Source organism: Endozoicomonas sp., assembly GCF_051008435.1.
Taxonomy (GTDB): domain Bacteria; phylum Pseudomonadota; class Gammaproteobacteria; order Pseudomonadales; family Endozoicomonadaceae; genus Endozoicomonas_A.
This window is the reverse complement of record NZ_JBPCXO010000104.1, coordinates 1-13,897: the sequence shown is the minus strand read 5'-3', so window position 1 is coordinate 13,897 and position 13,897 is coordinate 1. Positions and strand designations below refer to the sequence as shown.

Annotated in this window: 12 protein-coding genes and 1 pseudogene; 4 read left to right on the top strand and 9 right to left on the bottom strand. The window is 50.1% G+C overall.

Going from position 1 to position 13,897, the window contains the following annotated elements; translation table 11 throughout:
• Positions 1–17: 17 nt before the first annotated feature.
• Positions 18–1,366: pseudogene (locus tag ACR2PX_RS04650) on the top strand (transposase); the annotation flags it as partial.
• Between the two features lie 182 nt (positions 1,367–1,548).
• Here ACR2PX_RS04650 and ACR2PX_RS04645 read toward each other — a convergent pair.
• From ACR2PX_RS04645 to ACR2PX_RS04625, 5 genes are all read right to left on the bottom strand, one after another.
• Positions 1,549–2,445, bottom strand: a complete 897-nt coding sequence (locus tag ACR2PX_RS04645) for a TonB-dependent receptor (RefSeq protein WP_433998198.1) — start codon at positions 2,443–2,445, stop codon at positions 1,549–1,551.
• A 293-nt stretch (positions 2,446–2,738) separates the two neighbouring features.
• Positions 2,739–3,902: a thiolase domain-containing protein gene (locus ACR2PX_RS04640; RefSeq protein ID WP_433998197.1), complete on the bottom strand. Its 1,164-nt coding sequence runs from the start codon at positions 3,900–3,902 to the stop codon at positions 2,739–2,741.
• Positions 3,902–4,960: a thiolase domain-containing protein gene (locus tag ACR2PX_RS04635; RefSeq protein ID WP_433998196.1), complete on the bottom strand. Its 1,059-nt coding sequence runs from the start codon at positions 4,958–4,960 to the stop codon at positions 3,902–3,904. Before ACR2PX_RS04635 ends, ACR2PX_RS04640 begins: the two co-directional genes overlap by 1 nt.
• The gene (locus ACR2PX_RS04630) at positions 4,953–6,002 is read right to left on the bottom strand and encodes a Zn-ribbon domain-containing OB-fold protein (protein ID WP_433998195.1); all 1,050 of its coding nucleotides are present in this window, start codon (positions 6,000–6,002) and stop codon (positions 4,953–4,955) included. Before ACR2PX_RS04630 ends, ACR2PX_RS04635 begins: the two co-directional genes overlap by 8 nt.
• A gap of 92 nt (positions 6,003–6,094) precedes the next feature.
• On the bottom strand, positions 6,095–6,604 hold the full coding sequence (locus ACR2PX_RS04625) for a GNAT family N-acetyltransferase (protein WP_433998194.1): 510 nt from the start codon (positions 6,602–6,604) through the stop codon (positions 6,095–6,097).
• Between the two features lie 87 nt (positions 6,605–6,691).
• Here ACR2PX_RS04625 and ACR2PX_RS04620 point away from each other — a divergent pair, with 87 nt between their 5' ends.
• On the top strand, positions 6,692–7,129 hold the full coding sequence (locus ACR2PX_RS04620) for a hypothetical protein (RefSeq protein ID WP_433998193.1): 438 nt from the start codon (positions 6,692–6,694) through the stop codon (positions 7,127–7,129).
• Positions 7,130–7,178: 49 nt separating this feature from the next.
• On the opposite strand, the gene ACR2PX_RS04615 is transcribed toward ACR2PX_RS04620, so the two are convergent.
• The 3 genes from ACR2PX_RS04615 to ACR2PX_RS04605 form a co-directional block, all read right to left on the bottom strand.
• Positions 7,179–8,303: a CaiB/BaiF CoA transferase family protein gene (locus ACR2PX_RS04615; protein WP_433998192.1), complete on the bottom strand. Its 1,125-nt coding sequence runs from the start codon at positions 8,301–8,303 to the stop codon at positions 7,179–7,181.
• A 99-nt stretch (positions 8,304–8,402) separates the two neighbouring features.
• Positions 8,403–10,550 carry a 3-hydroxyacyl-CoA dehydrogenase NAD-binding domain-containing protein gene (locus tag ACR2PX_RS04610; protein ID WP_433998191.1) on the bottom strand — a complete coding sequence of 716 codons (2,148 nt, stop codon included), beginning with the start codon at positions 10,548–10,550 and terminating at the stop codon, positions 8,403–8,405.
• A 49-nt stretch (positions 10,551–10,599) separates the two neighbouring features.
• Positions 10,600–11,808: an acetyl-CoA C-acetyltransferase gene (locus ACR2PX_RS04605; RefSeq protein WP_433998190.1), complete on the bottom strand. Its 1,209-nt coding sequence runs from the start codon at positions 11,806–11,808 to the stop codon at positions 10,600–10,602.
• 290 nt (positions 11,809–12,098) lie between these two features.
• Here ACR2PX_RS04605 and ACR2PX_RS04600 point away from each other — a divergent pair, with 290 nt between their 5' ends.
• Together ACR2PX_RS04600 and ACR2PX_RS04595 are read left to right on the top strand one after the other, a co-directional pair.
• Positions 12,099–13,106 (top strand): AraC family transcriptional regulator, encoded by a 1,008-nt coding sequence (locus tag ACR2PX_RS04600; RefSeq protein ID WP_433998189.1) that lies wholly within the window; start codon positions 12,099–12,101, stop codon positions 13,104–13,106.
• Positions 13,107–13,169: 63 nt separating this feature from the next.
• Positions 13,170–13,307: a hypothetical protein gene (locus ACR2PX_RS04595; protein ID WP_433998188.1), complete on the top strand. Its 138-nt coding sequence runs from the start codon at positions 13,170–13,172 to the stop codon at positions 13,305–13,307.
• A gap of 61 nt (positions 13,308–13,368) precedes the next feature.
• On the opposite strand, the gene ACR2PX_RS04590 is transcribed toward ACR2PX_RS04595, so the two are convergent.
• On the bottom strand, positions 13,369–13,644 hold the full coding sequence (locus tag ACR2PX_RS04590; RefSeq protein ID WP_433998187.1) for a hypothetical protein: 276 nt from the start codon (positions 13,642–13,644) through the stop codon (positions 13,369–13,371).
• Positions 13,645–13,897: the final 253 nt, after the last annotated feature.

Sequence of the window (13,897 nt, the reverse complement as noted above, 5' to 3'; positions counted from 1 at the left end):
ACAACGACCTCTGTCAAATGAAGAAGTGGACTTTTCGACCCATTGATCGCAGTACGCCTGACATGTTTCCTGCCAGTGTCGATGACTACTTGCCGGAACGGCACCTTGCTCGCTTTGTTGTAGAGGTCGTCGAACAACTGAACCTTGATCCATTCATCAAAGCCTATAGTGGGAAAGGCTCTAAGGCCTGGCATCCATCACTCATGCTCTCCCTGTTGTTTTATGACTATGCGACAGGAGTCTTTTCCAGTCGGAAGCTTGAGAAGGCTACTTACGACTCCATCGCCTTTCGTTACATCTGCGCCAATGAGCACCCGGATCATGACAGTATCAATACTTTCTGAAGCCGCTTTCGCAAGGAGATCAGTGAATTGTTCACCCAGATTCTGATGATTGCCAAAGAAGCCCAGTGGCTGAAAATGGGAGCCATCAGCCTGGACGGCTCCAAGATGAAAGCCAATGCCAGTAAGCACAAGGCTCTCATCTATGACTACGCCTGCAAGTTGGAAAAGCAGCTCAAGGCTGAAGTAGACGAACTTCTGAAAATGGCAGAGAAAGCCGATGCTGAAGAGCAGCCTGAAGAGCTTTCTATTCCCGAAGAACTCCAGCGACGGGAAGACCGGCTGGCCGTTATTGCCAAGGCGAAAGCTGAAATAGAGCGGCGTGCCGACGAGCGTTACCAGCAAGAACTGGCAGAACACGGGGAAAAAGTAGCCCGCCGGGAAGCCATCAGGGAGTCCGGTAAAAAGCCCCGAGAGGCAAAGAACCCAAAGCGCCAGAGGCGGGTCCGAAAGGCAAAGATCAGGTCAATCTGACAGGCCCCGATTCCCGCATCATGCCGACTTCAGGCGGCAGCTTTGAACAGGCCTATAATGTTCAGGCAGCAGTTGACGTTGAGAGCGGGCTGATCGTAGAAAAACACGTCACCCAGGCAACAAATGACAAACAACAGATTGAGTCAGCCCTTGAAGAGCTGGCCACTCGTGAAGACGAGCCTGGCAAGGTTGAAGCGATTCTGGCAGATACAGGTTTCTCCAGCGAAGGCAATGTGTTTGCTGTGGATACCTATGGCGCTATTCCTTACATAGCAGAGAAGCGGGTTGCCCATAACAAACCCTTAATGGAGCGTTTCAAGCCCGATGACCCCATGCCTGAAGGCGACGATGTAACGGCATTAGAACTGATGCGCTGGCGATTGCAAACCAAGGAGTGACAGTCTATTTATGCTTTACGCAAAAGCACTATTGAGCCGACCTTCGGAATACAGAAAGAAGTCATGGGCTATCGCCAGTTTCTGGTTCGTGGCTTTGCAGCGGTGACTGCCGAGTGGGATTTGCTATGCACTGGCTTCAATTTGAAGAAGATGTTTACCATGGCGATGGCCAACATCAGCAATGGGTTAATTTTGGTACAGATTCTGGCCGCCTACAGAACGTTTTGGGCGTTGTTTTGCTATTTGCGGGAAAGTATGACGATGGTAAGAACAGCTTACACAGAAGTTTGAGTGACCAGGAGGATAGCCAGACAGCTTCCCTCACAGAAATTGCCTCAAGACCGACAGGCTCCTAGTGCTTCTACATCTCGAAAGCCAATCAGGTTGCCAGCCTGTGATGGGTTGTCTTTGAAATCATCATAACGCAGACCTGATCCTCCCGTGTTCATATTGATTCGGGAAAAGGTGAGCAAAGTATGATGACTGACAGAGTCTGAAAGATCTGATCCCCAACCACTGGAGAAGGTGACTTTGTCGGACTCGGTGTTATCCCGCCAACCACCGTTGTCACTCAGGCTGAGGTTATAATTGAAATCATGGCCATTTTTTGAAGTGTTTCCGTCCAGAGTTGCCCGTTTCCAATCGTCTGAACCTGCCTCAAGTCCCACGGTTGCATTGTCTTCTCCAGAGAACGGACCACTCAGAACATTCACCACACCGCCAATGGCATCACTGCCATAGAGAGCAGATCCGGGTCCTTTGGTGACCTCTATCCCCTGGCTGCCAGCAACATTCACTTCGTAGAGACTGTTGTGATTAAAGAAAGCCGGTGAGCGCACAGGAACCCCATTCTCCAGAAAAAGGTAAACCGGCGTTGTTGAAATGGGCTGACGAATGGCAGCCATATGACCTTCTCCCGAGCTGCCAATCTGGACAATGTTTACACCGGGAATTCGGTTCAGTAACTGCTCCGGATGCGTGGGCGAAATGGCCTTGATATCGTCTTCATTCAGAACACCGATACTGGCGGCAGTATCCGCCAGGCGGGCTTCTTCCCGGGTGGCGGTTACCACAATGGTTTCCAGAATATCGACTTGGTCATGACCCTGTTCTGAAGCCGGGGCTGGAGAGGTTATGAGTGTTCCGGCAATCAGAAGTGGATAAGTGCTGTATTGAATAGGGAGTGCTCTTTTTTTAAGAGCAAAAGGAAGACCCCTGCTGAGTATTTCCATGAAGGACGGCATAGTCATCTCGATTGTATTTATTGTTATCGTTCATCAAGATTGTAAACAGCCATGCTTCTGAGACAGGTGTGATAAATCGTCGCAGTTTTCTTAAAACATACGTCTCTTGATGAGTATCTCAGGAGTCCGGTTTCAGGATTTGTACAGAAAAACGCTAAAGAGAGGTTGTTTGAGAATGAACAGCCAAGAGTGGAAGGCAATGGTTTAGAAGAGTAGAAAGGGCGGAGTGATTCCGCCCTTTAAGGTGAGATTCAGAAAACAGTTCCTGAGGTAAAAGTTATTTACCCTTTGTCGGAGCTGACAATCCACATGGCATAGAACTGGGCACCACCGCCATAAGCATGACCCATAGCGGTTTTAGCGCCAGGTACCTGGTGGTCACCACATTCACCACGAACCTGCTGGGCAGCTTCTGCGAAGCGAATCATGCCAGAAGCACCGATGGGGTTAGACGACAATACTCCACCGGATGGGTTCCAGGGAGTGTCACCGCCATCAATCAATGATGTGACGTTGTCCATGGTCAGCTTCCAACCTTCACCCTCTTCGGCAAAGCCCAGGTTTTCCAGCCACATGGGTTCATACCAGGAGAAAGGCACATAAACTTCAGCACAGTCAATCTCTTTGCGGGGATTGGTGATACCGGCTTGCTGATAAACGTCAGCAGCACATTGACGCCCCGCCAGAGGGTTCACCTCTTCACGTTCTGCGAACATGGTGGGCTCGGAGCGCATGGCGGTGCCACGAATCCAGGCAGGCTTCTTCGGAGACTGTTCAGCCAGTTCTTCGTTGGCAATGATCATTGCACAGGCACCGTCGGAAGAAGGGCAGGATTCCAGCATACGAATGGGATCCCACAGCATGCCGGACTGTTCTACCTGCTCTTCTGTAATCTCACCCAGCTTCAGGTGGGCGAGAGGGTTCAGTGCGCCATGCAGGCGGTCCTTGGTAGCAACCCGGATACCCGCATTATAAGGAGCGTTACTGCGTCGGATGTATTCACGAATAATAGGGGCAAAGTAACCACCGGCACCGGCATTCAGGTGAGGTGAAAACGGCTGTGGGTTAGACAGTGCCCACATGGCATTGGATTCTGACTGTTTCTCGAAAGCAACGGTCAAAATACGCTTGAACATGCCACTCTGAATGTAGGACGCGGCAACGATTGCAGTGGAGCCCCCCACAGAACCTGCCGTGTGCACACGCAACATGGGTTTGCCATTACAGCCCAGGGCGTCAGTCAAATACGTTTCAGGCATAATGATGCCTTCAAACATATCGGGCGCTTTACCCACAATGACGGCATCAATGTCGTCCCAGGTCAGTTCAGCGTCTTTTAATGCATTGACGGCGGCTTCGCGAACAAGGCCTGCAATAGAAACGTCGGATCGTTTGGTCTGGTATTTGGTTTGTCCAACACCGACCACTGCTGCTAATTCAGCCATTATTCTGCCTCCAGTACCGTGACCATGTTGTGCTGCAAGCAAGGTCCGCTGGTGGCATGAGCAACACCGCGTTTTGCTTCCCCATTAATAATGCGACGGGCTACTTCACCAATACGGTCAAGGCCTGCGGCCATCATCACATTACCGGCCAGAGGGCCACCGGAAGGATTGACCACGGTATCATCACCCAGGCCCAGTGCTTTCTTCAGGATGATTTCCTGATGACTGAAAGGCGCATGAATTTCAGCGATGTCGACCTTTGCTGAGTTAACCCCCACCGCTTCTGCGGCAATCGTTGTTGATTCGGAGGTTGTCAGATCACGGGCACCAAAGTTATGGGTTTCAATACGATGATCCATCCCTTTGATGATTGCGAAGGGCAGACCCCACTCTTTCGCTTTTTCAACCGTGCAAATGATCATGGCAGAAGCACCATCAGAGACCGGTGGGCAGTCATGCTTGCGAAGCGGAGCAATATACTCGGGCTCTTCCAGTAGTTGTTCTACGGAATAATCACCGGACAGTTGTGCTTTGTCGTTCGATTTGGCGTTGGCACGAGAACGGCTGACCACTTCAGCCATGTCTTCTTCTGTCAGAACACCCGCGTCCAGCGCGGCTCGGGCCTGCATAGCGTTCAGACTGACCACATCTGGCCAGAGCGGTGAGTAGTAGTAAGGGTCCAGCTGTTGCGAAAGAACCTGGGCCAGTTTACCGGGGCTGGATTTGGCAAAACCATAGATCAGAGCAGAATCAGCCGCCCCCATCTTAATTTTCAGGATACTTTCGTACAGAGCCCAGGCGGCATCCATCTCAACGTGAGATTCCTTAATAGGTGGCACAGCACCCAGGGCATCCACACCGGCTACGAATGCAAAAGCGGCACCCTGCAGGTAGTCACAGCTGCCTGAGCAGGTGAAGTCGATATCATGAATATCTTTCAGTCCAGTATCTTTCAAAACCTGTTTGACCACAGGCATGATCAGCTCGACTTCGTTATTGGCACCGGCATCCCGAACGATAGGATTCTGAGCATAGGCTACTACGGCTATATCACGCATCTTTCTTCTCCCCCTTTTTATGAGCTGAGGGCTCTAACTTACCAATTTCTTCACGAGGAATGTCAGGCTCGTCAATGGGCTGGAAGTAAGCAATGCTCTCCATCGCATGAGTCCATTCTTCTTCAGGCTTCCATACAGCCTCTACACGCATGCCGATGCGAACGTCGCTGTTATCACAGCCGCTGACAATGTGCAGGAAGGATTGATGAGCGTCGTCCACCATCAGGTTTGCCACTACGAAAGGGGGCTTGATCGGGTTACCGGGGATGGGAATGGAGATAATGGTGAAAGATTGAACCGTGGCTTTGTTGGTCAGCTCTACGTTTTCATCGTTCGCCACACCACAGGCCGGGCATGATCCACGAGGAGGAACATAAACGGCGGAGCAGTCGGAACACTTACCCCCCGTAAGCTTGCCTTTCTTGATGTTGGAAAGGAAGGCAGCTGTCGCTTTACCAGCAGTGAAGTTGTATTCCAGATAGATGGGAGATTCCACACCGGTAATGGGTTCAAGGTCGGCAGCAACTGCGGGCTTCTCTGCTACTTTTCTTTCGCTGTGGGCACCAGATCTTTCGCTGTGGGCACCGCTGTCTTCGGACAAGGGTTCAAAGCAGGCAATGTCGGTGATCAGACCCTGGGTTTCATCGGCCCAGCGCAGCTGAACTTTCATCCCGGTGCTCATGGCATCCTGACTGCCAGCATCCACCATATGGAGCATGGGGATATCGGTGCCATCCAGTTGAATCAGGGCAAAAGCGAACGGTTTCTTAAGAAGATGTTTTTCATTAGGCTCATTGACCCATGACCAGGTTTTGACCACACCGGTTTCAGCTACATCCACAAAGTTTGTGATGGCTTCTGCGGTTTTAGGATCGAACTCCATAGGCGGTACGTAAACTTTACCGTCACTGGCCTTATTACCTATCAGTTTACGGTCGCGCAGCCCGGTCAGAAACTGACCTACAACAGGGCCGGTAGAGCGGGTATAGGTATAGCCGAGCGTAAATGCCTGGCTAAGCACCTCTGGCTCATTTTGCGGCATATTTATCACTCCTTTTTGTTATTGTTTTTTTTGCTTTTATCCTGGCAAAAGTAGTTTTGACAGGAATAGTGGTGATGTTGACAACGAACGGATTATGGGTGTCTAAACAGGTGCCAGGTTGCCCCCCTGAAACTGCGTTCTCCCTCAAAAGTGGCACCTACAGACTTGGCTAAATTGATTGAAGGCGCATTATTTGAATGAATAAAACTGATTAGCTTCAATTCAGGCAAATGCTTTCTCCCGGCTCTTTGAACAGCTTTTACTGCTTCACTGGCAAAACCTTTTCTTTGGTGCTGTGTAGCCAGCGCATATTTAATCTCTGGCTCGGGCCAGTCATTGGGATACCAGAAGCCTGTGGTGCCCAGTACAGACCCGCTACTCTTTTCGATAACAGCATAGGGGCCGTAACCCCGAACACTCCAGTGGCCAATCATACTGCAGAGTGTTCTCCAGGTTTCACCTTCCGATAAAGAGCGGCCTGTCGTATACCTGGTTGCTTCAGCGTCTGAGAAATAGTCATGAAGTTCTTTCCAGTCACTTTCTTGAAACTGTCTGAGTATCAAGCGTTCAGTTTCCAGGCTTTCTGGTACCAGCATATCCATGTGCTCAGGGTCCTTTCTAAATTTAAATTCTTTGCTAGTCTTCTTGTGCTGATCATATTCTCAGAAATTACCAACAAGAGAGGTTTTATGTCACTTGCTGAACGGGTAGACGCTCTTGAAGCCAGACAAAGCGAGTTTGATGGAATCGTGCTCGGCGTCGAACGCTCTATTGACCTTTTAATTACTGAGCTTCGCCAGTTTCAGAGCAAAACAGGTGTCCGTTTTGATGAGCTGGAAAGCCGTTTTGACTATCAAAACAAACGGGTTAGTCATATTGAAATCAAGCTGGCAGAGCATGACGAATGTTTCCGTCAAATTGATTCGAAACTCGTGGAGCATGATGAACGTTTCCGCCAGCTCAGCTCGAAACTGATTCAGCATGACACACGTTTTGATGAGCAGGATCGTGCTATCAAGGTTCTTCAGTCTGATGTCTCCACGCTTAAGTCTGATGTCTCCACGCTTAAGTCTGATATGTTAGAAGTTAAACAAATGTTGGCTACCGTACTTGAAAGGCTGTCCTGACATTTTTTCTGATGCTTCAGGAGTTATTTCCTGAAGCAATCCTTCCCATTCAGCTCAAAGCCCCTTCTTTTCTTAAATGTTCAATTTTCTCAGCCGAGAAGCCCCATTCGTTGAGTACACTGTCTGTATCCACTCCGGCAGCTTTTGAACCGTGACTCACCTCGGAAGGTGTGCGGCTAAAGCGTGGGGCGGGTGCAGGTTGTGTCATGCCATCAATATCGATATAGGTGTTTCGTGCGACATTGTGTGGGTGCTGTGGTGCTTCCAGAAAGTCGAGCACCGGTGCAAAGCAGACGTCGGTACCTTCCATCAATTCACACCATTCTGACTGAGTCTTGGTCTTGAAAATGACTTCCAGCTTTTCCTTGTATTCAGGCCAGCGGGCAGCATTGTGCTGATCGCCAAAAACACTGGGATCCAGGTTGGCTTTTTCAATCAGCAGGCTATAGAACTGTGGCTCAATGGAGCCCAGTGAAACGTATTTGCCGTCCTGGGTTTCGTAGGTGTCATAGAAATGAGCACCACTGTCCAGCAGATTGCTGCCACGCTGGGTGCTCCAGATGCCCATGGCATGGAATGAGTTAAACATGGACATCAGTAGAGCAGAGCCGTCAGTCATGGCTGCGTCAATCACCTGACCTTTGCCGGTCTTCTGCGCTTCCAGTAGTCCAGCCAGCAGACCCACTGCAAGGAACATGGCACCGCCACCGTAATCCCCAACCAGATTAAGAGGAGGAACGGGTTTTTCGTGTTTGCGACCTGTTGCGTATAAAGCGCCGGTCAGGGAAATGTAGTTAATGTCATGGCCAGCGGCTTGAGCCAGAGGACCCGTTTGTCCCCAACCGGTCATACGACCATAGACAATCTTCGGATTACGTTGCTGACAGTCTTCAGGGCCTACGCCCAGTCGCTCGGCAACACCCGGTCGAAAGCCTTCAAAAACAGCATCAGCACCTTCAACCAGACTCAGCAGGGTTTCCAGACCTTCCTGGCTTTTCAGGTTCAACGCTATGGATTTTTTCCCGCGCCTGGTAACGTCTGGCGCTACATGTTCGGAGCTGGCTCGTTCAACGACAATGACTTCTGCACCCATGTCAGCGAGCAGCATGCCACAGAAAGGACCAGGGCCAATGCCTGCGAGCTCGATGATTTTAAAACCTGTCAGGGGACCCATTGCGTACGTCTCCAATTTTTATAATTATTGATAGTGCTCATGGCAGCTATAGGGCTGTTAAACCCTCGCTCTTGCGAGCGAGGGCGCAAGCGAACAAGCTTATACGAACAGCTCGCCTTTCTCAGCCTTCTCAATCGCAATGGCAGGAGGCGCAAAGCGATCGCCGTATTTCTCCGCCAGTTCCGTCGCCCGATCTACGAACTTCTGGGTACCGTAAGTGTTAACGAACTGCACCAGTCCACCGGTCCAGGCGGGTGCACCGATACCCATGATGGTTCCGATATTGGCGTCTGCAACGGAATGAACCACACCTTCCTGCAAACCTTTCAGAGCTTCGATGACCTGACGGAACAGCAGACGGTCTTTGACATCTTCATTAGGGATATCAAGGTCTTTTTTGTAGTACAGGTCGTACAGTCCAGGCCAGATTTCCTTGCTGCCATCTTCGCCATACTGATAGAAACCGCCACCTTGATGACGGCCACCACGACCGTGCTCTTCCACCATGGTGGACATGACTTCACGCGTGATTGAGCTGTCTCCATGGACATCAAGAAGGCCCAGTTCTTCAGCAGAAGCACTGGCTTTCAGAGAGGTGCTCAGACTGACTTCGTCGTAAATAGCCAGCGGGCCCAGAGGCATGCCAATAGAGTTAGCCAGGTTATCCAGAGCTACTGGGTGGAAGCCTTCTTTCAGCAGCTGAACCCCTTCATCCAGATAGCTACCGAAGGTACGGGAAGTGAAGAAACCGAAGGAGTCATTAACAACGATAGGGGTTTTCTTGATCTTCTGGGAGTAATCGAAGGCTTTAGCCAGGGTTTCCTGACTGGTCTTGTCTCCACAAATGATTTCTACCAGAGGCATCTTGTCTACGGGAGAGAAGAAGTGAATACCGATGAAGTTCTCGGGATTCAGGCTGGCTTCTGCCAGGCGTCCAATAGGCAGGGACGAGGTGTTGGAACCATAAGTGCCGTTTTCTGCCAGAAAAGGTTCAGTCTCCTGAACAATCTTCTTCTTCAGATTAATGTCTTCGAAAACCGCTTCGATGATCAGATCGCAACCCTGCAGGTCTTCATTGTTAGCAGAAGGTTTGATCAGGCTCAGGATGCCTTCCTTCTTTTCTTCAGTCATACGACCACGGGCAATACGCTTGGACAGCACTTTGTCCGAGTAGCCTTTGCCTTTCTCTGCGGATTCAATCGTCAGATCTTTCAGGACTACTTCAATACCCGCCATGGCAGATACCAGAGCAATACCCTGACCCATGACACCAGCACCCAGAACACCTACTTTCTTAACGTCGGTTTTCTCGATACCTTTTGGACGACTGGCGCCTCCATTGACCTGATTCATCTGGAAGAAGAACGTGGTGATCATGTTCTTGGCAACTGGCGTCATTACCAGTTTGGTCAGACCACGGCTTTCTGCTTTCAGGGCACCGTCAAAACTTAGGCGGGCGGCTTCGGCTGCGCAGTCCAGAATAGTTTCTGGCGCTGGCATCAAGCCTTTGGTTTTTTGCAGCAGCATGGCTGGAGACATCACCAGCAGCTGAGCAACCTGTGGGTTGTTGGTGTCGCCTCCAGGAATCTTGTGACCTTTGCGATCCCATGGCTGGCTTTTCGCTTCTTCGTTGTCCTTGTTTTGTGCAATCCAGGCTTTGGCGTGGGAAACCAGTTCTTCTTTAGTATCAACCAGCTCGTTGATCAGGCCAGCTTCCAGAGCCTTGTCCGGAGTAATTTGCTTGCCTTCCATGATGTAAGGCAGGGCATTCTGCAGACCCAGCATGTTCACAGTACGAACGATACCACCGGCACCGGGCAGTAGACCCAGGTTTACTTCCGGCAGGCCCAGCTTGACGCTGCGATGATTCCAGGCGATACGGTAGTTACAACCCAGGCAGAGTTCAAAACCACCGCCCAGTGCTGCACCATTGATAGCTGCTACTACTGGAACAGGCAGTTTTTCCAGACGACGGAAGTGACCTTTTACCACTTCCAGGCCAGTCATGTAGTCTTCTTCATCGCCAGGCTGAGCTTCAACCAGCTCGTTCAGGTTGCCACCGGCAAAGAAGACATCTTTGGCAGATGCAAACACGACACCGGTCATGTCGGTCTCTGCTTCCAGACGGGTTACGGTGTCCTCCATCGTGCCACGGTATTCTTCAGTCATGGCGTTGACTGAACCTTCCATGTCCATGGTGATGGTGACGATACCGTCGGCGTCTTTTTCGTAAATAAATCCGCTCATTGTTTGAATGCTCTCTTCTTATTTTTAAAAACGTTTTTAAAAGCGATGGTTAAACGAGTTCAACGATGGTGGAGATACCCATGCCACCACCTACGCAGAGAGAGATCATGCCGCGCTTGAGGTTACGACGCTCCAGCTCGTCAACCATGGTGCCGACCAGCATGCCACCGGTCGCACCCAGTGGGTGACCCATGGCGATCGCACCGCCATTGACGTTGGTTACGTCGTGGGAGATTTCCAGTTCGCTCATATAACGCAGGGCAACAGAAGAGAAGGCTTCGTTGATTTCCCACAGGTCAATGTCACTGGCTTGCAGACTGGCTTTTTTCAGAGCCTTGCGAGCCGCTGGAGCAGGACCAGCCAGCATCAGTACAGGCTCAACGGCCAGCACAGCAGTGGAAACAATACGGGCACGTGGCGTCAGGCCCAGATCTTTACCTGCTTTCTCACTGCCTACCAGAACTGCTGAAGAGCCGTCTACGATGCCAGAAGAGTTACCAGGAGTATGGATGTGGTTAACTTTAGAGACCTGTGGGTACTTGCTGATGGCGACATCGTTGAAGCCAAACTGACCTGGCATTTCAAAGGCAGGTTTCAGTTTAGCCAGGCCTTCCATGGTGGTTCCAGGCTTGATGAAGTCGTCTGTATCCAGAACGGTTACGCCGTTCATATCTTTTACAGCCACCACGGACTTGTCGAAGTAACCGTTGTTACGAGCGTTAGCTGCACGACGCTGAGATTCTACAGCGAAGGCATCGACTTCTTCACGGGTATGACCATCCAGAGTAGCAAGCAGGTCAGCTGCAACACCCTGGGGAATAAAACCATTCTTGAAAACAAACTCAGGGTCAGCACCCATGGCACCACCGCTGGAGCCCAGAGGAACGCGAGACATGGACTCAACACCACCGGCTACGACCAGGTCTTCCCATCCGGAAGCCACTTTCTGGGCTGCAATATTGACTGCCTCAAGACCAGAAGCGCAGAAACGGTCCAGCTGAACACCTGCAACACTTTGATCCCAGCCTGCATTGGCCACGATCATTTTGGTGATGTCACCCCCTTGTTCACCCACAGGGGTTACACAACCAAACACTGCGTCGTCTACATAAGAGGTGTCCAGATCCAGACGGCTCTGCATGGCTTTCAGGACCGATGCACCCAGATCAATTGGCTTGACTGTGTAGAGGCTACCGTCTTTCTTACCCTTACTCCTTGGAGTGCGTACGGCATCATAGATATACACTGGATGGGGCATGTTGGGTATCCTTTAAGTTTTTCTTGCTTTTATATTCCGGGTAGCCGGGAACCTTGATTCTCTGGTGTGTCCTTTACCTGTCCGGCTGATTTCCCTGCTGCTGTCACTTGCAGCTATCGACTGTGGCTCATTCTGCTCTGGAACAATTGACTTAACAATGACGAGAGCAGTCATAAAAATTGACATTAGATGACTGTTTTAATTTAGAATTCAGGTTCTTCAGAGGAAGAATGCTTGGAATTGTGGCCCTTGAGAGGGAACCGATACCAACTCTTTTCAGAGTGTAAAGAATGAAAACAATTACAATCAGCTCGGCTTACGTACGTCAGACTCTGGATGGTGCCAAGGCGCTGGGCTATGACTTGAAGAAACTTCTGCGTGAGTGTGAAATTCCATTGCAGGTACTGACTGAAGATCGTTCAAGGGTGGAAGCGGCCCAGTACTTCAGGCTGGTCAACAAGTTAACCTTATTGCTCAACGATGAGGCCATGGGTCTGTTAGGTAAGCCGCAACGCATTGGCGTATCTACCATGATGTGTAATGCCGTGATCAATTGTCCCACGGCAGGAGAGGCCTACGAGCGTTCAGTAGAGTATGCGAATCTGCTGGAAAATGGCTTTAATCATCGGCTGACATTAGATGACAATTTGATTACCCACGAAATTGCCCGTCGTTCGACCGATGCGGTGACCAATGCCTATATCGTTGAAACGACTCTGATGTCTTTCCATCGTTTTCACAGTTGGCTGGCCAATGAGAGGATGCCCATCGTCCAGGTCACGCTGGATTATCCTGCCACGGATTATCCGGAAGAGTATCAGTTTCTGTTTTTCGGGGCTGCTGTCCTGTTTAACCAGCCAAAAAACTCGATTGTTTATCAACGCCATGCCTTTGATCTGCCCAACCGGCAAACCTATCAGTCCCTGCAGGCTTATATGGAACGCGCGCCAATGAATCTGTTTGAAACCCGGGTCAGTGACAAGCAGGTGGCAATGAATGTCAGAAACCTGATTGAAACCAGCCTCAGGGAAAAGGAAGAATTGCCAGAGATTGAAGTGGTAGCTGTGCATCTGAGTATGCACTCACAAACCCTGCGTCGTGCATTAAAGAAAGAGGGAACGGTATTTCAGGACATCAAAACTCAAACTCGAAGAGACATTGCTATCCATCTGCTTAACCAGAAGCGGCTATCCATTGAAGAGATAGCCGCGAAAGTGGCGTTTTCAGAACCCAGCGCCTTTATTCGTGCCTTTAAAAGCTGGACCGGTCTCACGCCTTTGACCTACAGGAAAGGTTAAAGGAAAGTCAGACTTTTCACTCATTGACCCAGCATCCACCAGCCCGACGAAAAGCAGCTCTTTATGGAAGACACTTATCATCTGGATGAGGAAGGTCGGCTTGTGGATATTTCACGGGAATCGGTGGTGGATCAGAGTCAAAACCGTCATCAGCAGATGCAGTGGAGACACTACGAAGGACTGATGTCTATCTTAAAATAATCTCAATCCAGTGCATCGGGAAAGAAAATCATCAGACCATGGCTTTCTTTCCCAGGGCCGATTAGTCACCCTTGTATTCCGGCTTGTCGGACCAGTCCAGTGGCGGAAAGTCTTCCGTCACCTGCATATCCGGACATTCCGCCTTGACCCGGTCATACTGAGCCTGGGCTTCCGGCGACAGTGTCAACTGAATGCTGTTGATAATATTATCAATCAGTTCATCCATAGGCTTGTCGTCGATCAGGTGGGCTTCTTGTTCAGCCCCTCCTTGAAAATACTTATGCCTTCCAAAAAATAAAGCCCCTAAATAACGATCACCCAGTGGGAAAAAAAACAACGCTCAGAAGCTGTTTTCTCATACACCGGTGGAAGTTCATCAAACTTTACCATTGGGACATCCAAATGACTCAATACCTTCCAGTTGACTGGTGCTGTCCAGCGGGGCTTTGTACTTAAAGGAATTTTATGGCTCTTTTGAATTTCAAGTGGGTAAGCAGGATTCATTCACTCGGGTGAAATTCAGCTTGCCAGTCAGTAAATAAACCATAATTTTAAAGTGCGGTTTCTTATAGCCTCTTGCCTTTCGCTTG